The sequence below is a fragment of the Pseudomonas sp. G5(2012) genome, assembly GCF_000408945.1.
Classification (GTDB): domain Bacteria; phylum Pseudomonadota; class Gammaproteobacteria; order Pseudomonadales; family Pseudomonadaceae; genus Aquipseudomonas; species Aquipseudomonas umsongensis.
Genome location: NZ_APIO01000031.1, coordinates 1 through 21005, shown reverse-complemented (window position 1 = coordinate 21005; position 21005 = coordinate 1). Strand labels below are relative to the sequence as shown.

Below are 21005 nucleotides of genomic sequence, written 5' to 3'. Positions count from 1 at the left end.
CGCGTTAGACGCGCCCTTTTATTTCACTGACCAGACGCGGGGATTACTGAAGCAGCTTCAGTACAGCGGAAGGCAGCTGGTTGGCCTGGGACAGGATCGCGGTGGAAGCCTGTTGCAGGGTTTGTTGCTTGGTCAGCTCTGCGGTTTCGGAAGCGAAGTCGGCATCCTGTACGCGACCACGGGCAGCGGTGGAGTTCTGCGCGATGCTTTGCAAGTTGGCCACGGTGCTGTCGAAACGGTTTTGTACGGCACCCAGTGCGGCGCGCTGGCTGTCGATTTGCTGGATGGCAGCGTCCAGAGCCTGTACCGATTGTTGCGAACCAGCAGCAGTCAGGATGTCCAGGTCGCCAACGGTGGTTTGGGTTTCGCTGGCATTGGAGATACCTGCTTCCAGACCCAGGTCGCCTAGGGAACCGGTGTTGCCTGCCGAGATCACGATGTCAGCCTTGCCGCTGAGCTGAATCTTGCCATCGGCAGTTTTGGTTGCGGTAGCGCCGGCACTGGCGCTGTTGATCGACGAAATAACAGCGTCAAGGTCGCTGCCCTTAGTGATCTTGATTTCGGTGGTGCCGATTTTTAGCGAAGTATCAGCAGTCATTTTGACGTCCGAAGTACCGCTTTTCAGGCCCAGCGAGGCGAGAGAACCACTATCGTTGGCACCAGTATTGTCTGCCAGTGTTATCTTGTTGCCGTTCTGGGAGGTGATGGAGATTTGACCGTCAACAATCTTGGCGTTACCAGTACCAACACCAGCCAATGCTTCGATCTGACCCAGAATGGAGTCAACGTCATCCGTAGTACCATTCCAAGAAACAGCAGAGCCATTGACGAGGATGCTACCGGCTTTTGGAGGAACGGATCCACCATCGGTTTTGTTGCTGGTGGTGCCAGCCGTCAGACCGAACTTACCAGCGTCGGAACCAGAAATAGACACAGGACCAGAAGCATTGGTGAAGGTCAGTATATCACCAGCCTCAGCGACAGTTACGGCAGAACCAGCAGCAGTTAACGCGGCAGTGATCGTAGTCGCAACATCGGCGTTACTGGTTTCAGTTCCAGCCAGCTTGATATCAACACCGTTGATGCTGAGCTTCTCATTGCCAGATACAGTAAAGCCAGTAGCAGCAACGCCCGCTACAATAGTTTGCTTCAATGTAGTGGTCGAACCCTGCACGCTAGCAGCCATACCCGACATTTCTTTGCCAGTCACTTCAGCGCTGCTGTAGGTACCCTTCAAACCCGAAGCACTCAAGTCACCCATACCAAACGAAATAGTTTCGTTAGCGCTTGCACCAACCTGGAAGCTGGTGTTTTGGAACGAACCATCAAGCAGATTCTTGCCACCGAAAGTGGTGGTGTTGGAGATACGGTTCAGCTCACCCGACAGGGCGGTGAATTCCTGATTCAGGGAAGTACGGTCGTCATCACTGTTCGATCCGTTCGCCGATTGCAGGGCCAGCTCACGCATACGCTGCAGGATGTTGGTGGATTCTTGCATCGCACCTTCAGCGGTCTGGGCGATCGAGATACCGTCGTTGGCGTTTTTCACGGCAACGTTCAGACCGTTGATCTGGCTGGTCAGACGGTTGGCGATTTGCAGGCCGGCAGCGTCGTCTTTGGCGCTGTTGATTTTCAGGCCGGAAGACAGACGGCTCATCGAGGTGCTCAGAGCATCGGAAGCCCGGTTCAGGTTTTTCTGAACGCCCAGGGAGGTGATGTTGGTGTTTACGGATAACGACATGACGAATTCCTCGTTGGTTGGGTGCTGCGGCTTCCGGCCCTGGCAACCGCCGGGTGTGGCCTAGAGAACCTTCGTAATAGTTATCGTCGTGAAAGCAGGTTGCTTGAGGGCTTTTTTGATTTTTTTTACTAGCACCGTGCCACCCCTTGCATTTCAAAGCGTTAAATGCCGACCCAGAATGCAAAAACGCCCATGACCTCACGGCCATGGGCGCTTTTTTGGGCGTTATTTAACTGACGCGTCAGGTGCGATGGATCAGCGCCGAGCCCCAGGACAGGCCCACACCAAAACCACTGATCGCCACGCGCTTCCAGCTGGAATCGAACATGTGCTTTTCCAGCAACAGCGGGATGCTCGAAGACACGGTGTTGCCAGTCTCGACCATGTCCTTGATGAACTTCTCCGGCTCGCTTTCAAAGCGGCGCGCCACGGCATCGACAATGGCCGCACTGCCTTGGTGAATGCAGAAGGCATCGATATCCTGGGACGTGAGACCGGACTGATTGAGCAGTTCGTGCAGATGCGCCGGCACTTTAAGCAGGGCGAAGTTGAATACCTGCCGTCCGTTCATGAAGAACACGCCGTCGGTAACCTTCAGGTGCGGAGCACCGGAGCCGTCGGTACCGAACTTGGCCTTGCCCAGCTGCCAGATGGCGTCTTCGCCCATCCAGGTGGCGGTGGCGGCATCGCCGAACAGCATGGTGGTGTTGCGGTCTTCCGGGTCGACGATCTTCGAATACGGGTCTGCGGTGATCAGCAGGCCATTTTTCAGCCCGGCAGCTTCCATGAAGCCCTTGATTGCATAGATACCGTAGACGTAACCGGAGCACCCCAGGGAGATGTCGAAGGCGGCGACGTTGGTCGACAGGCCCAGTTTGTCCTGGACGATCGCCGACGTGTGCGGTAGGCCTTCTTCGTCACCGTTCTGGGTGACGACGATCAGCACGTCGATGGATTGACGGTCGAGCTGAGGGTTGTTGGCGAACAACGCATTGGCCGCTTCGACACACAGGTCGGAGGTTTCCTGTTCAACGTCCTTGCGCGGCAGGAACGCCGAACCGATTTTCCCGAGGATGAACTCTTCATCCTTCTCGAACTTTGCGCCCTGAGCATAGTTATCCAGCCCACTCGCTGGCACGTAGCTGGCAATGCTTTTTATGCCAATCATTGTGGCTTCCCAATACTAAATAGCTGGAGATCACCGCTCGCATGACCGAGAGGTACGACAATACTGGATTTCACCGAGCGAAAAAATACGGCACAGACGCTCCAGAAACCCTGAAAACACGCCCGACAAGGGTCAAACCCCTGCCCATCCTTTTTGACACAATACAGTGAAGATGCGCTATCTGACTCACAGGTCACGCATTATGCGTGCCTTGCGCAAAACATCCAGCCACAAACAAGCGTTCAACCGCCCAGTGGAAGAGGAAAAAATCGGAAATGATTGAGCAAAAAAGGCGCGACAACGAACCAACGAGAAATTGCCGGCATCATTGATGCCGGCAATTAGAGAAGAGATCAAAGCTTGTTGAACAGGCTCAACTGGGCAATTTTGACGAAGGACAGTTGCGAGGCCTGCAACAGCGATTGCTGGAACGCCAAGTCGATGGATGCCGTTGCGACATCCGTATCACCAATAGCCGCCTGGGTACTGGTGTTAGCCAGGCCCATACTGACGTTTTCGGCGCTCTGGATTTCAATGGCGTTCAATCGCGCCCCTATCGCTCCTCGAACGTTATCGACCTGCTCACTGGCATTGGAAAGGTTACTGATCGCCGCATTCACCGAGTCCTTCAGCTTGATCTGTGCCAGATCATTGCCATCGGCGGGCGTTTCCAATGCTTGACGCAACTGGCTCAAGGTATCCAGGGCACTTTGCGTTTGGTGACTACTCGCACCCACCACGAACTGATCGTCCGCTTGCGGGGCACCGGTAAAATCAAGCTTCACGCCCGCGACCGTGATCGACCCTCCCGCCAGTACACCCCCACCAATCGCCTTGCTGTCTGCACTCATTGGCTGGGCATAGACCTGATAATTGCTGGCATCGGTGAATTTGATCACCACCCCGCTGTTGGGAAACCCGTTGACGTAGTCTGCCTGGTTAGCGACGCCGGACCCGGTGATCTGGGCCGTCGAACCGTTGCTCGAGGTCCGCGATGCATTGAAGCTGTCAGGCTTGGTGCCCAGCGAAAAGATGTGGTCCTTGACCTCTTGATCAGGGGTCATTGGCAGCGTGGTCGCAGGATCCACAGGCGCCTTGAGTCGCAACGAGATGTCGAACTCCACCCCCCGCAGACTGATGGTCGAGCCACCCTCTTTACTTGAGTCGAACGTGCCATTTCCAGGCACCTCGCTCGTGACATCGTTACCGTCCTTGTCCGCGATAGTGTAATGAGTACTGTCTACAAACCTCAGCTCGTAGGGCTCTCCCGCGGCAAATTTCTTGATGTAGGTCGCATTCGACTGCACCAGGCCGGCAGACACGGAAACGGTACCGTCATTGGGCTTCGACGGATCGAGGACTGCCTGGGTACGCCCCGAGTTCGTCGCCGACTCAAGGATGCTTTTACCGGTATCGTTGCTGGCCATGGACAAGGTGTCCGACACCTGCAGGCTCAACTGTGTGTCATCACCCTGGTAGGTGTAGGTGCCATCGTTGTTACGCACATAGGGTGGTATAGAGGTTTTCGAGCCAGAAAACATGTAGTTGCCCGACGAATCCTTGCTGTTGAGCAAACCCAGTACTTGCTGCTCAATCTCACCTATCTCGCTGGCAATGGATTTTCGATCAGCATCACTGTAACCACCATTACCCGCCTGAAGCGCCAACTCGCGACCACGCTGCAACGCGGTGTTAATGCTTTCAAGCACGCTTTCCTGGTTGGTCAGCGAACTCTTGATACTGCCCATGTTGGTGCTGTACTGCCCCAACAAGTCTTTCTGCTGCTGCAACATCAGCAACTTTGCAGCGCCAACAGGATCATCACCAGCACTCTGGATGCGCACGCCCGACGTGATCTGCTCCTGAGTCTTCACAATCGAGGAGAAGTTGTTCTGGTACTTGGCCGCACTCGTCTCAAAGTACTGGGCTGTAGAAATTCGCATCGTCGAAGACTCCCTTAAAGACTGTTGATCAGCGTGCTGAAGGTTTCTTGCGCGGCCTTGATAATCTGCGACGACGCGGTGTAGTACTGCTGGAACTTCAAGAGGTCGGCGGCTTCGTCGTCCAGGTTGACCTGGGACACCGACGCGACTTCGGATTTGGCCCGGGACAGGATCGCGCCACTGGCGGTGCTGTCACCCAGGGCCTGGCTGGCCTTGGCACCCACCTGTTCGACCAGGCGGCTGTAGGCGGTGGTCATGCTCATCCCGGCGTTGCCGCCCGTCACACCCACCGTTGCCTTGGTTTGCAAAGCCAACAGCTCGTTGGCGTTGCTGTTGTCCTTCTTGCCGTCTGCGTTGAACGCGATTTCGTACTTGTCATTCTTCGACGGCGAGCCACTGACCGTGGTGTTGAACGAAAACGACTTTCCGGGGATCGGTGCGCCTGAGGCATCAAGCATCGGCACATTGATGGTCAGGTCATTGCTTTGGCCAGGCACGATGGTGCCCGTGCCGATGCTCTGCCCTTTCGCGTTGAACACTTCGTAGGCTTGACTGCCACCCGCCGCATCCTTGAAGGCCAGGGTCACTGGCATCGAGTCCTTGATACCTGCCTGCAAGGCTGCCAGATCGGCACCGCCATAGATATCCAACGGCGTGGACAGCACTGGAGGGGTCAATGCGCCGGTGCCGCCATTGCTCGTGCTGCCGGTGGCAGCCAGCGGGCCGGCAAACGCGAGCTTGTTCGAGTCGGTCATCTGGGTCTTGATGGAACTCGCGGCGTTGCGAGTCGGCGTCACCTTGAACGAATCACCCGCGCTGAGACCACCACCGTTCAGATCCAGCTTGAAACCATCGATTTCTGCTGCCGGGGACAGGTCGAAAGAGCCCATGTCCTTGCCGTCGGAACGCTTGACCGTGTACTTGTCGGCCGCAGTGAAGGTGACCGAATAATCGAAGGTGGTCAGTGCGCTGGAATTGGTGATCGTGACATCCAGATTGCCCGAACCGGTACTGTTGTTCGACGCCCCCAGGCTGCGCTGGCTGATCGCGGTGGCACTGTTGATGTTGGAGAACAGCGAAGCACCAAACTCGCCATTGGCATCGAGCCCTTGGCCCAATTGGCTATTGATCTTGTCAGCCATCACCAGGGCGGTGCGGCCCAGGTCGTTCTGCGCCGGCACCAGCACATCGTCGCGATAACGCAGCAGGCCGCCAATCTTGCCGCCGCTGATGACCGAGGTGACGTCACTGGTTTTAGACGGCGAGTTGAGCTGGATATTCAGCTGGCTTTTGTCGATGCCGGTGCGGGCGGTCGAGAGGGTGTTGGAGGTGTTGCCCAGCACCAGGGGCTGGCCGTTCCCCAGGGAGACGTTGTAACTGCCGTTCTGTTCCTGGACCGTGACACCCACCAACTCGTTGAGCGAGCGCACCGCTTCATTGCGCGCATCGAGCAAGTTGCTCGGGCCACTGCCGGAAGAAGTGCTGGCCTGGGCAATCTGCTGGTTCAACGAAGCGATCGACGCCGTCAGCTGGTTGACCTGCCCGGTCAAGGTCGTCAACTGGCTGTTGATCCCTTCGTTCTGCTGCGTCATCTGCGACGCCAGGGCGTTGAAGCGATTACTCAGGGTTTGCGCATTGGTCAGCAGCAGTTGCCGGGCGGCGGTGTCGCTCGGTGTACCGGCGGCCGTCTGGACCGAAGTGAAGAAGCTGCTCAACACCGCACTGATCCCCGTGTTCTTGTCGGAGAAGAGCTTGTCGAGCGGGTTCACCTGATCGAGGTAGGCGTTGGCGTCACTGCTCAACGACGTGGAGGTCTGCAACTGGTTATCGAGGTAGGCGTTATAGACCCGACGCACATCGGCCAGGGTTGTACCGCTGCCGATGAACACGCCGCCATACAGGTTCGACGCGTTGCTCACCTGAGTGGTCTGCTGACGTGAATAGCCGGCCGTGTTGGCATTGGCAATGTTGTTGCCGACGGTCGCCAGTGAAACCTGGCTGGCATTGAGCCCCGACATTCCGATGTTGAGCAAACTCATGGTTCAGACCCTTATGTCTATAAAGGCGTTGTGGAAACGCCCGCCGCAGCGTAGTTCTGATAACTCGTCATCTGCCTGGCTATCTGCGAAATCTTGCTGGCGTAAGCCGGGTCGGTTGCGTAACCGGCCTTTTGCAGCTCGCGCACAAACTGTTCCGGGTTATCGGCCGACTTCACTACATCTTGATAGCGATTATTGGTTTGCAGCAGCGTGACAAGGTCATGGAAGCTGTCCTTGTAGGAGTCGTAGGAACGGAACTCGGCCGTCTCCTTGACCATCTCGCCGTTCCTGAATTCGCTGGTGATCGCCCGTGCCGAATCACCCTTCCAACTGCTGCCGGCCTTGATGCCGAACAGGTTGTGGCTGCTGCTGCCATCCTGGGCGCGCATGACCGATTTGCCCCAGCCGGTTTCCAGGGCGGCCTGGGCCACCAGGTAGCGCGGATCGACGCCAATGCGGTCGGCCGCTTCCTTGGCCATCGGCAGCATGGTGCTAACGAATTCGTCGGCGCTGCTGAAGGCTTTTTTCGCTGGCGCCAAGGGGATTTGTGCGATGGCGCGCCCGTGAATCTGCAGGGACCCGCTCTCAGCTGCCTGGGCATTGGCCAGCCAGTCGCCGTTGTACAAGGGTCCGGAACCGCTGCTTGCGACGCGCTCAGGCAATGGCGCCTTGTTGACCACCCCAGCATTGGTTGGCGTGGCGGAAGGCACCAGGCCCGCGAGCAAGCGATCGGCCAGTTTCGGCGGCAGCGCCAGCCGGCGCTGATTGATCAGCGCCATGTCATTGCGGTGCGCGCCCTCGCCGCTCGGTGCGCTGACCGAACGTGAAGCCCACAATGGACGTTCGCCATTGACCCGCGACAGCGGCCCATGGAGCGCCGTCGTGCCGGCGGCCACCGGGGTTTGCGCAGCGGCTTTCGCGGCCTCTTGCTTGGCGGCGGACAGCGTTGCCGCCTCACCCGGCGCCAGCGGCTTGTTCTTCGACATCTGGCGCATCAGCACATCCGCCAGGCCGATACCGCCACCCTCGCGGGACATCGAAACCGCCAGTTGCTGGTCGTACATTTCCTGGTACTGCTTGGCTTCGGCGGTGTTCATCGGGTTGTCCTTGCCCAACGATTCGGTGGCCGAGCGCATCGACTTGAGCATCTCGCCAAGGAACAGCGACTCGAACTCCTGCGCCACCTTGCGCATGTTGGCGTCGCTGTTCTTGTCGCCGACCTTGAGCTGGTTCAGCCGGTTCAGGTCGGAAAAAGCACCGGAATCGCTGCTGCTGACCCGACCGCTCTTGTTCATGTCCATGGTCGCCGTCCTCAGATCACGATCAGGTCGGCTTGCAAGGCGCCAGCCTGTTTCAGTGCTTCAAGAATCGCCATCAGGTCGCCCGGTGCCGCGCCGACCTGGTTCACCGCACGCACGATTTCGTCGAGGGTGGTGCCCGGGCCGAACTTGAACATCGGCTTGGCTTCCTGCTCGGCGTTGACCCGCGAGCGCGGCACGACGGCCGTCTGGCCATTGGACAGCGGACCTGGCTGGCTGACGATAGGGTCTTCGGTAATGGTCACGGTCAAGCTGCCGTGGGTGACGGCGGCCGGCGAAACCTTGACGTTCTGGCCAATCACGATGGTGCCGGTGCGCGAGTTGATGATGACCTTGGCCACCGCCTGCCCCGGATCGATCTCGAGGTTTTCCAGGATCGACAGGTAATCGACACGCTGGCTTGGGTCCAGCGGCGCGGTGACGCGCACCGATCCGCCGTCGATGGCCTGGGCCACGCCAGGGCCGAGCATGTCGTTGATCTTGTCGACGATGCGCTTGGCCGTGGTGAAGTCGGAACGGTTGAGGTTCAGGGTCAGGCTGTTGCCCTGGTTGAAACCGCTCGGCACGGCGCGCTCGACCGAGGCACCGCCGGGGATGCGACCGGCCGACGGCACGTTGACCGTGATCTTCGAGCCGTCGCGACCTTCGGCATCGAAACCGCCGACTACCAGGTTGCCCTGGGCCACCGCATAGACGTTGCCGTCGATCCCCTTGAGCGGCGTCAGCAGCAAGGTGCCGCCGCGCAGGCTCTTGGAGTTACCGATGGAGGCCACGGTGATGTCGATCTGCTGACCTGGCTTGGCGAAGGCCGGTAAGTCGGCACTGATCGAGACTGCCGCGACGTTCTTCAACTGCACGTTGCCCGAACCCGGCGGCACTTTGATGCCGAACTGCGAGAGCATGTTGTTGAAGGTCTGCAAGGTGAATGGGGTTTGCGTCGTCTGGTCGCCAGTGCCGTTAAGCCCGACCACCAGGCCGTAACCGATCAATTGGTTGGTGCGCACGCCGGAAATGCTGGCGATGTCCTTCAGGCGCTCGGCTTGAGCGTTGAAGGCCGCAGACATCAACAATGCGGCCACCATGAGGCTTTTGAAATGCAAGGTGACCACCTAGAAAGGGAACAGCGGGCTGAGGAAGAAACGGTCGAACCAGCCTGGCTGACTCGCATCGGCAAAGGAACCGGTGCCCGAGTAGGTGATGCGTGCATCGGCGACGCGGGTCGACGACACGGTGTTGTCGGTGGCAATGTCATCGGCGCGCACCAGGCCGGCAATCCGTACCAGTTCGTCACCGGTGTTGAGGGTCAGCCACTTCTCGCCACGCACGGCGATGATGCCGTTGGGCAAGACATCCGCCACCGTCACGGTGATCGAACCGGTCAGGCTGTTGCCCTGCCCGGCCTTGCTGTCGCCCTTGGTCGCGCGGTCACCTTCATAGCTGGCGCTCAGGCTCAGGTCGCCATCGCCGAACGGGTTGTTGGTGGTTGCGCTGCTACCGAACAGCGAGGTCAGGCCGATGCCGGTCTTGCTGTTTTTGCCAATTTGCGAGTTGGCGTTTTTACTCGCCTGGGTCTTCTCGTTCAGGGTGATGGTGATGATGTCACCGACCCGGAACGCCTTGCGGTCGCTGTACAGGTTCTGCTCGAAACCGGCCTGGTAGATCGAACCGTTGTTGGCGGCAGCCGGCAACGGCGTGCGCGGCAACACCGGGGCGTAGTAAGGGTCATTGGGCTTGGGCGACACGGGCACGCAGCCTGCGAGCGCGGTAATCCCACTCAATGCCAGAACAGAGACGAAGCGTTTCATGACCCTACCTCACGGTGCTGCAGGCGGCCGCACGGCCGCCTCATAGACTTGATTACAGATTCTGCGTTACGAACGAGAGCATCTGGTCGGCGGTGGAGATCACCTTGGAGTTCATCTCGTAGGCGCGTTGGGTGGTGATCATGTTGACCATCTCTTCAACGGTGCTGACGTTGGAAGTTTCCAGGGTGTTCTGCAGCGTGGTGCCGAAACCGGCGAGGCCCGGGGTGCCAACTTGCGGCGCGCCACTGGCGGCGGTTTCCAGGAACAGGTTGTTGCCCACCGCTTGCAAGCCGGCCGGGTTGATGAAGTCGGCGGTCTGCAGGTTGCCGATCACCTGGGAAGCCGGGTTGCCGGCGACGGTGATGGACACGGTGCCGTCCTTGCCCACGGTGAAGGTCTGGGCGTCGTTCGGAATGACGATCGCCGGCTCCAGGGCAAAGCCGCTGGCGTTGACGATCTGGCCGTTGGAGTCCAGGTGGAAAGTACCGTCACGGGTGTAGGACGTGGTGCCGTCCGGCTGCAGGATCTGGAAGAAGCCGCGACCGTCGATGGCCATGTCCAGGGGTTGCTCGGTGGTTTGCAGGCTGCCGGCGTTGAAGTTTTTCTGGGTACCGACAATGCGCACACCGGTACCCAGTTGCAGGCCCGATGGCAGTTCGCTGTCCTGGGTCGACTGGGCGCCTGGCTGACGCTTGATCTGGTACAGCAAGTCCTGGAACTCGGCGCGGTCACGCTTGAAACCCGTGGTCGACACGTTGGCCAGGTTGTTGGAAATGGTGGTCAGGTTGGTGTCCTGGGCGGACAGACCGGTTTTGGCAACCCATAGAGCCGGAAGCATTCGATTCTCCTCGTGCGCCTGTTTTACGGCGCGACGTTCTGGTAATTAGCTGATCTGCAAGACCCGAGCCATGGCCTGGTCGTCTTCTTTGGCGGTGTTCATCATCTTGATGTGCAGCTCGAACTGCTTCGACAGGGCCAGCACCTGGGTCATCTCGTCCACGGCATTGACGTTGCTCGACTCAAGGAAACCGGACACCAGCTTGACCCCGGCATCGGCTTGCGCAGGTGCACCGTCCTTGGTGTGGATCGAACCGTCCAGGCCCTTGGTCATGTTCTTGATGTCCGGGTTGACCAGCTTGATGCGATCGACTTCGGCCATGACGCGCGGGCCTTCGCCCATCGCCCGGATGCTGATGGTGCCGTCCTCGCCGACTTCGATCTGCTGTTCGGGCGGCACGGCAATCGGTCCGCCATTGCCGATCACCGGCATGCCATTGCCAGCGCGCAGTACGCCCAAGGCGTCCACCACCAGGCTGCCGGTACGCACGTAGCTTTCGCCGCCATCGGGGTTCTGCACCGCCAGCCAGCCACTGCCCTGCACGGCGACATCCAGGTCGCGCCCGGTCTGTACCAGGGAGCCAGGGGTAAAGTCGGTAGCCGGGCGCTCGGACAAGGCAAACGCGCGCGCCGGAAAGCTGTCGCCGAACACCGGCATCGAGCGGGCCTGCTCCAGGTCTTTCTGGAAGCCGCTGGTAGAGATGTTCGCCAGGTTGTTGGCATGAGCCTTTTGCGCCAGCGCATTCTGGCTGGCACCGGTCATTGCCACATAAAGGTACTTGTCCACACGCTTTCCTCTGCCTGCCGGACGTTTGCCGCCCGATGCTGTACTGACGTGGCATAAGCAATTTGCAGACCAAGTTGTTTTTGGTGGCGCGAAGCCCGGCAAATAAAGGACTTGAGGGTATTTATAGGGAAACGGGGGATTGTGTCAGAGACGAAAAACCGGCGGTGTCGTGCCGGTGGGTGGCAAGGCTTGGCCTTGGGCGATGGCCACCGCCGCCTTCGCGAGCAGGCTCGCTCCCACATTGGATCTGCGGCGCACTGAAGATCCCCTGTGGGAGCGAGCCTGCTCGCGAAGAGGCGTGCGCTATCACCGCAAAAATCAGCTAGGACTCTGTCTTGCCCACCTCATAATCACGCAACTTGTTGGCAATGGTGGTATGCGAAACCCCCAGCCTTTTACCCAGTTGCCGACTGCTCGGATGCTCGGAATACAAACGCTCCAGCACCGCTTTCTCAAAGCGCCCGACAATCTCGTCCAGCCCACCCTCCAGCGAAAAGTCGCCAAGTGGCTGACGCACGCCATAATCCGGCAGACGAATATGCTCGGCCTTGACCGTCCCGCCATCGCACAGGGAGACCGCCTGGAACAGCACGTTTTCCAGTTGCCGTACGTTACCCGGCCAATGGTAATGGCTCAGCCGGTCCATGGCCGCGGGTGCGAGTTTCGGCAGCGGGCAACCGATCTGCCGGCTGGCCTGATCGAGAAAGTGCTCCACCAGCGGCGTCAGGCCGTCGAGGCATTCTCGCAGCGGCGGGATGTGCAACGACAGCACGTTCAAACGGTGATACAGGTCCTGGCGAAACTCGCCGCGGGCACAGAGTTCGGACAGGTCGACCTGGGTCGCGCAAATCACCCGCACATCGAGGTAAACCTCCTCATCGCTGCCGACGCGACGGAAGCAGCCATCCTGTAGGAAACGCAGCAGTTTCACCTGCAACCGCGGGCTCATTTCCCCGACACCATCGAGAAACAACGTACCGCCGGCCGTCAATTCCAACAGGCCGAGCTTACCCTCGGCCCGGGCGCCCTCGAAGGCACCAGGGCCATAGCCGAACAACTCGGTCTCGGCCATGGACTCCGGCAGGCCGGCGCAATTGAGCGCCATCAGCGGCGATTGCCCACGCGGGCTGGCCAGGTGGCAGGCGCGTGCCAACAGCTCTTTACCGGTACCGGTTTCGCCTTCTATCAATAGCGGTGCATCGAGTGGTGCCATGCGCCGGGCTTCGCGCACCACTGCCGCCATCACCTTCGAGCTTTGAAAGATGCTGTCGAAGCCGCGCAACTCCTGCTTGCGCACGTTATAGATGCGCTCGCCCACCCGGTCGGCACGGTGCAGGGTCAACACCGCCCCGGCCATGGCTTCGCTGTCGTCATGCTCCGATTGCAGGGGCGCGATGTCGGCCAGGAACACATCGCCCTTGACCTTGACCCGCAGTCCGTTGATCCGCGATTTGTTGGCGCGCACCAGCTCCGGCAAGTCGAAATCCTCGGCGTAACGCGACAAGGGAATCCCCGGCACTTCATCCACCCGCACGCCCAGCAACTGCGCCGCCGCGCGGTTGGCCGCGACGATCGAACCGCCCATGTCGATCGACAGCACCGGAAACTCCAGCGCGCCGAGCAACGCATTGAGCTCCATGTGCCGACGCTCACTGGGCATCAGCCCTACGCGCTTGACACCGAACACCCCGGCAATCGCTTCGAATTTCGGACGCAGCGCCTGGAACTGGATATTGATCAGGTTCGGACAGTGCAGGTAAATGGCATTGCCATGCTCGCCCCCCACTTCGCCCCGAGCGACGTTGATGCCGTACTCGACCAACAGGTTGAGAATGTCGCGCAGGATGCCGATGCGGTTCTGGCAGTGGACTTTGATACGCATATAGAGGCCTGGACAGTGATGAAGAGGCCCCTCGCAGGATTTTTTCTGCAGGAACGCTCACTTTGTCGTCAAGATTATGTGACAGGTGAAGGGCTTTTCCTACCCGCCAATCTCAACATCTACGCGATGACGCCCAATACGTAACGAAAACTTTACGAATTGACCGTGAATTTCCCGCACAGGACGCGTTCCACCGGCTGCATCGAAGCAATTGTTGGGGTATTCCTAGGTCCAAAGCAGTACATAACAAGAACGAATCCCCTAGCAGGAGAGCAGCATGAAGCAGACGCAATACGTGGCTCGTGAGCCCGATGCGCAAGGTTTTATCGACTACACCGCTGAAGAACACGCGGTGTGGAACACGCTGATCACTCGCCAACTGAAAGTGATCGAAGGGCGTGCGTGCCAGGAATACCTGGACGGTATCGAAAAACTCGGTCTGCCCCACGACCGCATTCCGCAACTGGGCGAGATCAACAAGGTCCTCGGTGAAACCACCGGCTGGCAAGTCGCCCGCGTTCCGGCGCTGATTCCCTTCCAGACCTTTTTTGAGTTGCTCGCCAGCAAGCAGTTTCCAGTGGCTACCTTCATTCGAACCCGCGAAGAGCTGGATTACCTGCAAGAGCCGGACATTTTCCACGAGATTTTCGGCCACTGCCCTTTGCTGACCAACCCCTGGTTCGCTGAATTCACCCACACCTACGGCAAACTTGGGCTGCAGGCTTCCAAAGAAGAGCGCGTGTACCTGGCGCGCCTGTACTGGATGACGATCGAATTCGGTCTGCTCGACACCCCGCAAGGCCAGCGCATCTACGGTGGCGGCATCCTTTCTTCGCCCAAGGAAACCGTGTATTGCCTGTCGGATGAGCCTGAGCGCCAGGCATTCGATCCGCTGGAGTGCATGCGCACGCCTTACCGGATCGACATTCTGCAACCGCTGTATTTTGTGCTGCCGAACCTCAAGCGCCTGTTCGACCTGGCCCACGAAGACATCATGGGCATGGTCAAGCAAGCGATGCAGATGGGTCTGCACGCGCCAAAATTTCCGCCAAAACCAAAAGCCGCGTGATCCGCAGCTTTTAGCATCAAGTGAGCCTGTCCGGAACCGACGCTTTGCTTTAGCGTGGTGACATTGACGGCCGAATTCCAATAATACGATTTCAGGAACCCATCATGACCGCATTAACCCAAGCCCACTGCGAAGCCTGCCGCGCCGACGCCCCACAAGTCAGCGACGAAGAACTGCCGATCCTGATCAAGCAGATCCCCGACTGGAACATCGAAGTTCGCGACGGCATCATGCAGCTGGAAAAGGTTTTCCTGTTCAAGAACTTCAAGCACGCCCTGGCGTTCACCAACGCCGTCGGTGAAATCTCCGAGGCCGAAGGCCATCACCCTGGCCTGCTGACCGAGTGGGGCAAAGTCACCGTGACCTGGTGGAGCCATTCGATCAAGGGCCTGCACCGCAACGACTTCATCATGGCGGCGCGCACAGACGAAGTGGCCAAGGACGCCGAGGGCCGCAAGTAATGCATTTCGACGCCATCGGCCGGGTGCCCGGCGACCCGATCCTCGGCCTGATGGAGGCCTATGCGCAGGACCCAAACCCGCGCAAATTCGACCTTGGCGTGGGTGTCTATAAAGACGCCCAGGGCCTGACCTCGATTCCCCAGGCCGTGAAACTCGCTGAGGCGCGACTGGTGGATCGCCAGACCACCAAGACCTACATCGGCGGTCATGGCGACCCGGCTTTTGGCAAAGTCATCAACGAGTTGGTGCTCGGCGCCGACTCGAAGCTGATCGCCGAACAGCGCGCCGGCGCCACCCAGACCCCGGGCGGCACCGGGGCGTTGCGCTTGAGCGCCGACTTCATCGCCCAGTGCCTGCCGGGCCGTGGGGTCTGGCTGAGCAATCCGACCTGGCCGATCCACGAAACCATTTTCGCCGCGGCCAAGGTCAAGGTCAGCCATTACCCGTACGTGGGCAGCGACAACCGTCTCGACGTCGATGCGATGCTTGCCGTGCTCAATGAAGCCCCCAAGGGCGACGTGGTACTGCTGCACGCCTGCTGCCACAACCCGACCGGCTTCGATCTGTCCCATGATGACTGGCGTCGGGTGCTAGAGGTGGTGCGTCGGCGCGAGTTGCTGCCGCTGATCGACTTCGCCTACCAAGGCTTCGGCGACGGCCTGGAGCAGGACGCGTGGTCGACTCGACTGTTTGCCGCCGAATTGCCGGAAGTCCTGATCACCAGTTCCTGCTCGAAGAACTTCGGCCTGTACCGCGACCGCACCGGGGCGCTGATTGTCTGCGCGAAATCTGCGGACAAGCTGACCGACATCCGCAGCCAACTGGCCAACATCGCCCGCAACCTGTGGTCGACGCCGCCCGATCACGGCGCTGCCGTGGTGGCGACCATCCTCGGCGACCCGGAGCTGAAAAACCTCTGGGCCGACGAAGTGGAAACCATGCGCTTGCGCATTGCACAACTGCGCAGCGGTTTGCTCGAAGCGCTGGAGGCCTACGGTTTGCGTGAGCGCTTCGCGCACATTGGCATGCAGCGCGGAATGTTTTCCTACACCGGGCTGTCACCTGAACAAGTGAAAGACCTGCGGGATAACCACAGCGTGTACATGGTCAGCTCGGGCAGGGCGAACGTGGCGGGGATCGATGCGTCGCGTCTTGACCTGTTGGCCGAAGCCATCGCGAAAGTCTGCAAATAACTCTCCTTCACTGATCATTCCCACACTCCGCGTGGGAATGCAGCCCGGGACGCTCCTTCACTGATCGTTCCCACGCTCCGCGTGGGAATGCAGCCCGGGACGCTCCGCGTCCCATCCAAAGCCGAACGCAGAGCGTCCGTGGAGGCATTCCCACGCAGAGCGTGGGAACGATCGACTGCCACGTTCTTCACTACCTGTCTAGACAATCCCATTCGTCGAAACAAATAGATATAAAAGTCTATTTGTCATTTTTACTCCTGTATCCTGCCAAGGCTTTTTTGAAAGCGCGGATCGACCAGATCTATCAACAGACTTAGCGAGGAGCGCGACCATGCACGAGATTCCTAATCTCCCCTTCCCAAGCCTGCACGTACCTGAGCAGACGACCACGCAACAAGCCGGTGCCCAACAGCCCGAGCCGAAAGAAGCCACTGACTGCCGCCAGGCTGACAGCGAAGACTGACACACCCGCCGTACAGACTGTGTGGAAAGCGCTAACATGCGCTTTCCACACCGCCTGAACAGTGAGCCCTCCATGACCGACGAATTTTCCGAAGCCCAAGCCAGCGTCCTGATCGGCACCGCCGAGAAAATGATCGAAATCTGGAATCGCCTCTCCCCCGAAAAACAAGCCGCCCTGCTCGCCCGCTTCGGCAGCGAAGAAAATGCCCTGGCCGCCCTGGTCACCACGCAACTGGTAGCGCCTGCCAAGCCCTGATCTATCCGTCCGGCAAATAGTTTTACTTTTTCCACGACCGGCAGCCACTCGCGCCGCTATCATAAGCAGCCTATCTAAACCTGCTTTCCCGTGGACCTTTACCCATGCCTGAACAACAGCGCCCCCTGGCGGTCACGCTGCAAGTCGTTTCCATCGTCCTGTTTACCTTCATCGGCTACCTCAACATCGGCATTCCCTTGGCGGTACTGCCAGGCTATGTCCATAGCGACCTGGGCTTTGGCGCCGTAATCGCCGGGCTGGTGATCAGCGTGCAGTACCTGGCCACCCTGCTCAGCCGCCCCTACGCCGGGAAAATCATCGACAACAAGGGCAGCAAACTGGCGGTCATGTATGGCCTGGCGGGCTGTGGCTTGAGCGGCGTGTTCATGCTGCTATCGGCCTGGACCCAAAGCCTGCCGATGCTCAGCCTGATCAGTTTGCTGATCGGCCGCCTGGTGCTCGGCAGCGCCGAAAGCCTGGTGGGTTCCGGCTCGATTGGCTGGGGCATCGGCCGGGTCGGCGCGGCGAACACCGCCAAGGTCATCTCATGGAACGGCATCGCCAGTTACGGCGCATTGGCGGTGGGCGCGCCCTTGGGCGTGTTGCTGGTCAAGCAGATGGGCTTGTGGAGCATGGGCGTGAGCATTGTGCTGCTGGCAGTACTTGGCCTGCTGCTGGCGTGGCCGAAAACCGCCGCGCCCATCGTTGTCGGTGAACGCTTGCCGTTCATGCACGTGCTCGGTCGGGTCTTGCCCCACGGTTGCGGCCTCGCCCTGGGCTCGATTGGCTTTGGCACCATCGCCACCTTCATCACTCTGTATTACGCCACCCAGCACTGGGACAACGCCGTGTTGTGCCTGAGCCTGTTCGGAGCGAGCTTCATCGGTGCGCGCCTGCTGTTTGGCAACCTGATCAATCGCCTTGGCGGTTTTCGCGTGGCGATTGCCTGCCTGTCGGTGGAAACCCTGGGCCTGTTACTGCTGTGGCTGGCACCCGATGCGCATTGGGCGTTGGCGGGCGCGGCATTGAGCGGTTTTGGTTTCTCGCTGGTGTTCCCGGCACTGGGTGTCGAAGCGGTCAACCTGGTGCCGGCCTCCAGTCGTGGTGCGGCGGTCGGCGCCTATTCGCTGTTCATCGACTTGTCACTGGGGATCACCGGGCCGTTGGCCGGTGCGATTGCGGCGGGATTCGGCTTCGCCTCGATCTTCCTGTTCGCCGCCATTGCCGCGCTAAGCAGTCTGATGCTCTGCATCTACCTGTATCGGCAAGCCCCAAGGCATCGACAAGCGCGAGACGCTGGCTAGAAATCCACCTTGCCGCGCCCGGCCTTGATGTTGCCGCGCTTGCTCTTGGATTCAAGCCGACGAGTTTTCGAGCCGAGGGTCGGCTTGGTCGGCCGGCGTTTCTTCTCGACCTTGGTAGCGCTCTGGATCAACTCGACCAAACGCTCCAGCGCGTCGGCGCGGTTCTGCTCCTGGGTCCGGTATTGCTGGGCCTTGATGATCAGCACGCCTTCGCTGGTGATGCGACTGTCGCGCAGCGCCAGCAGCCGCTCCTTGTAGAACTCGGGCAAGGACGAGGCCGGAATGTCGAAACGCAGGTGCACTGCGCTGGAAACCTTGTTGACGTTCTGCCCACCGGCCCCTTGGGCGCGAATGGCCGTCAATTCGATCTCGGCATCCGGCAGATGCACGTTGTTGGAAATCACCAGCATGGAAAAGCGTCCGTAATCAGAGGGTGCAGGATACCGCGAATAGGTGGGAGGAATACGGACCTTGTGGGAGCGAGCCTGCTCGCGAAGGCGGCGTGCCAGGCAACAGTGATGTCAACTGACAGGGCCCCTTCGCGAGCAGGCTCGCTCCCACAGGGTCTTGTGTGAACCCTGAAAAAAACAAACCCGGCACATGGCCGGGTTTGTTGTTTCTGTGCAGCGTTACTCCACGGCTGCTTGCAAGGCGCGCTGTGCATGGCGCTTGTTCTTGATGCCGTAGCAGACCCACATGAACACCAGCCACACCGGAATCGCGTACACCGACGTCTGGATCCCCGGAATCAACAACATCACGCCAAGGATGAACAACACGAACGCCAGGCAGATGTAGTTGCCGTACGGATACCAAAAGGCCTTGAACAGCGGCGTCTGTTTGGTCTTGTTCATGTGCTGGCGGAACTTGAAGTGCGAGTAGCTGATCATCGCCCAGTTGATCACCAACGTGGCCACTACCAGCGACATCAGCAACTCAAGCGCGCTGTGCGGGATCAGGTAGTTCAGCAGTACCGCGATCAGGGTCACGGCGGCCGAGGCCAGGATCGAACGCACCGGCACGCCGCGCTTGTCGATCTTCGCCAGTGCTTTCGGCGCATCGCCCTGCTCGGCCATGCCCAGCAGCATGCGGCTGTTGCAGTAGGTGCCGCTGTTGTACACCGACAAGGCCGCGGTCAGGACCACGAAGTTGAGGATGTGCGCAGCGGTGTTGCTGCCCAGCATCGAGAACACTTGCACGAACGGGCTGCCGCTGTAGGAATCACCGGAGGCGTTCAGGGTGGTCAGCAGGCTGTCCCACGGGGTCAACGACAGCAGGATCACCAACGCACCGATGTAGAAAATCAGGATGCGGTAGATCACCTGGTTGATCGCTTTGGGGATCACGGTTTTCGGCTTGTCGGCTTCGGCTGCGGTGAAACCGAGCATTTCCAGGCCGCCGAAGGAAAACATGATGAACGCCATGGCCATCACCAGGCCGGTGACGCCATTTGGGAAGAAGCCGCCGTGGGACCACAGGTTGCTGACCGCCGCTTGCGGGCCGCCATTACCGCTCACCAACAGGTAGCTACCCAAGGCAATCATGCCGACGATCGCCACGACCTTGATGATCGCGAACCAGAACTCGGCCTCGCCAAAGACTTTGACGTTAGCCAGGTTGATGGCGTTGATCAGCACAAAGAAAGCGGCTGCGGAGGCCCAGGTCGGGATGTCCGGCGCCCAGTAGTGGATGTATTTGCCGACCGCCGTCAGCTCCGACATGCCGACCAGGATGTACAGGATCCAGCAGTTCCAGCCCGACAGGAAGCCGGCAAAGCCGCCCCAGTACTTGTGCGCGAAATGGCTGAAGGAGCCGGCCACCGGATCTTCGACGATCATTTCGCCCAGCTGGCGCATGATCATGAAGGCGATGAAGCCGCAGATGGCGTAGCCGAGGATCATCGACGGCCCGGCGGATTTCAGTACCCCGGCCGAGCCGAGGAACAGACCGGTACCGATCGCGCCACCGAGGGCAATCAGTTGAATGTGGCGATTTTTCAGGCCGCGTTTCAGCTCGCCTGAATGCGAGTTTTGTCCACTCATGAAAAGGGTCTCACGCAAGGTTTGATGATATTCAGTTGACGTTGCTACTCAGAAGGACGTTAAGCAGCGTCGATCAAACCCCAGCGCAGGCACCAGGAGTTCAGCGTATTTACAACGGTCATGCGTCACCTGTTTGTTTTTATCTGTGACGAAATCGAACCCGACACGCTTGTGGCGCGGCGGAGTGAACAAGGCGGATAGCCTTGAGGTTTGCGCAGATGCGCAGGAGGTCACAGGTAAAACGCGGCGCATTGTACACCTGTAACCCCCTGCTGCCAGACCCCGCTGGATCAGCGTGTCGGTAGCCGGGATTGCATGTGTCCACCCCGAAGCGATCGGGCGGCAGCAAAAAGGACATCAGACCTTTGCAGGTCACGGGCGGGGACGGCGTAAAAACCGGCCCCCGATGAGAGCTGGAAACGGATTGCGGCGGTCATTGCGCCTCCTTTTTGTTATGCACCTGCACGACAGGCATGGCGCGCATGACACCTTGCATGGGATCGGGAAACAAGCGGGATAGAGCGGTGGAAGAAGGATCTGAGAGAATGAAGCGTAAGCATTTTCTTACGGGATCAAGAAAAAGGCGATTTCATGGGTTTTACCTGTGGATTTCGTCATGAAATCTTTACAGCGTGTAATTTTGGCTTTCCACTTCGGACACCTCGGTGCTGCAACTGGCGCTTTCGCGAGCAGGCTC

The 21005-nt window shown here is 59.4% G+C and carries 18 protein-coding genes; 6 read left to right on the top strand and 12 right to left on the bottom strand.

From position 1 onward, the window contains the following. Positions 1-43 precede the first annotated feature (43 nt). From PG5_RS09735 to PG5_RS09690, 10 genes are all read right to left on the bottom strand, one after another. Positions 44-1741, bottom strand: a complete 1698-nt coding sequence (locus PG5_RS09735; protein ID WP_020796944.1) for a flagellin — start codon at positions 1739-1741, stop codon at positions 44-46. Between the two features lie 241 nt (positions 1742-1982). Further along, entirely contained in the window at positions 1983-2909 is a 927-nt protein-coding gene (locus PG5_RS09730; protein WP_020796943.1) for a ketoacyl-ACP synthase III, read from the bottom strand. A gap of 353 nt (positions 2910-3262) precedes the next feature. After that, positions 3263-4852 carry a flagellar hook-associated protein 3 gene (locus PG5_RS09725; protein WP_020796941.1) on the bottom strand — a complete coding sequence of 530 codons (1590 nt, stop codon included), beginning with the start codon at positions 4850-4852 and terminating at the stop codon, positions 3263-3265. A 14-nt stretch (positions 4853-4866) separates the two neighbouring features. After that, positions 4867-6891, bottom strand: coding sequence for a flagellar hook-associated protein FlgK (flgK, locus tag PG5_RS09720; RefSeq protein WP_020796940.1), 2025 nt, complete (start codon positions 6889-6891; stop codon positions 4867-4869). 17 nt (positions 6892-6908) lie between these two features. Further along, positions 6909-8192 carry a flagellar assembly peptidoglycan hydrolase FlgJ gene (gene flgJ, locus PG5_RS09715; protein WP_020796939.1) on the bottom strand — a complete coding sequence of 428 codons (1284 nt, stop codon included), beginning with the start codon at positions 8190-8192 and terminating at the stop codon, positions 6909-6911. 11 nt (positions 8193-8203) lie between these two features. Beyond that, a complete protein-coding gene (locus tag PG5_RS09710) occupies positions 8204-9292 on the bottom strand; it encodes a flagellar basal body P-ring protein FlgI (RefSeq protein ID WP_042955327.1) in 1089 nt (362 codons plus the stop codon). Positions 9293-9319: 27 nt separating this feature from the next. After that, positions 9320-10015 carry a flagellar basal body L-ring protein FlgH gene (gene flgH / locus PG5_RS09705; RefSeq protein ID WP_020796937.1) on the bottom strand — a complete coding sequence of 232 codons (696 nt, stop codon included), beginning with the start codon at positions 10013-10015 and terminating at the stop codon, positions 9320-9322. Positions 10016-10067: 52 nt separating this feature from the next. After that, positions 10068-10853 (bottom strand): flagellar basal-body rod protein FlgG, encoded by a 786-nt coding sequence (gene flgG / locus PG5_RS09700; RefSeq protein ID WP_008055493.1) that lies wholly within the window; start codon positions 10851-10853, stop codon positions 10068-10070. Between the two features lie 45 nt (positions 10854-10898). Then, on the bottom strand, positions 10899-11639 hold the full coding sequence (locus PG5_RS09695; RefSeq protein WP_020796936.1) for a flagellar basal body rod protein FlgF: 741 nt from the start codon (positions 11637-11639) through the stop codon (positions 10899-10901). A 322-nt stretch (positions 11640-11961) separates the two neighbouring features. Then, complete coding sequence (locus PG5_RS09690) at positions 11962-13521, bottom strand: sigma-54-dependent phenylalanine hydroxylase transcriptional regulator PhhR (protein ID WP_020796934.1); 1560 nt, start codon at positions 13519-13521, stop codon at positions 11962-11964. Positions 13522-13798: 277 nt separating this feature from the next. Here PG5_RS09690 and phhA point away from each other — a divergent pair, with 277 nt between their 5' ends. The 6 genes from phhA to PG5_RS09665 all read left to right on the top strand — a co-directional run bounded on the left by phhA (position 13799) and on the right by PG5_RS09665 (position 18266). Beyond that, positions 13799-14590: a phenylalanine 4-monooxygenase gene (gene phhA / locus PG5_RS09685; RefSeq protein WP_020796932.1), complete on the top strand. Its 792-nt coding sequence runs from the start codon at positions 13799-13801 to the stop codon at positions 14588-14590. Between the two features lie 104 nt (positions 14591-14694). After that, the gene (locus PG5_RS09680) at positions 14695-15051 is read left to right on the top strand and encodes a 4a-hydroxytetrahydrobiopterin dehydratase (protein ID WP_008055502.1); all 357 of its coding nucleotides are present in this window, start codon (positions 14695-14697) and stop codon (positions 15049-15051) included. Next, on the top strand, positions 15051-16244 hold the full coding sequence (locus PG5_RS09675) for an amino acid aminotransferase (protein ID WP_020796931.1): 1194 nt from the start codon (positions 15051-15053) through the stop codon (positions 16242-16244). The genes PG5_RS09680 and PG5_RS09675 overlap by 1 nt, the downstream gene beginning before the upstream one ends. 331 nt (positions 16245-16575) lie before the next feature. Beyond that, entirely contained in the window at positions 16576-16707 is a 132-nt protein-coding gene (locus PG5_RS34805) for a hypothetical protein (RefSeq protein ID WP_020796930.1), read from the top strand. Positions 16708-16779: 72 nt separating this feature from the next. After that, on the top strand, positions 16780-16962 hold the full coding sequence (locus tag PG5_RS09670) for a hypothetical protein (protein WP_020796929.1): 183 nt from the start codon (positions 16780-16782) through the stop codon (positions 16960-16962). 104 nt (positions 16963-17066) lie between these two features. Then, positions 17067-18266: an MFS transporter gene (locus PG5_RS09665; RefSeq protein WP_020796928.1), complete on the top strand. Its 1200-nt coding sequence runs from the start codon at positions 17067-17069 to the stop codon at positions 18264-18266. On the opposite strand, the gene arfB is transcribed toward PG5_RS09665, so the two are convergent. Further along, on the bottom strand, positions 18263-18676 hold the full coding sequence (gene arfB / locus PG5_RS09660; protein WP_008055510.1) for an alternative ribosome rescue aminoacyl-tRNA hydrolase ArfB: 414 nt from the start codon (positions 18674-18676) through the stop codon (positions 18263-18265). The two genes, PG5_RS09665 and arfB, sit on opposite strands and share 4 nt — an antisense overlap. A 219-nt stretch (positions 18677-18895) precedes the next feature. Further along, entirely contained in the window at positions 18896-20308 is a 1413-nt protein-coding gene (locus PG5_RS09655) for an amino acid permease (protein ID WP_020796927.1), read from the bottom strand. Positions 20309-21005 lie beyond the last annotated feature (697 nt).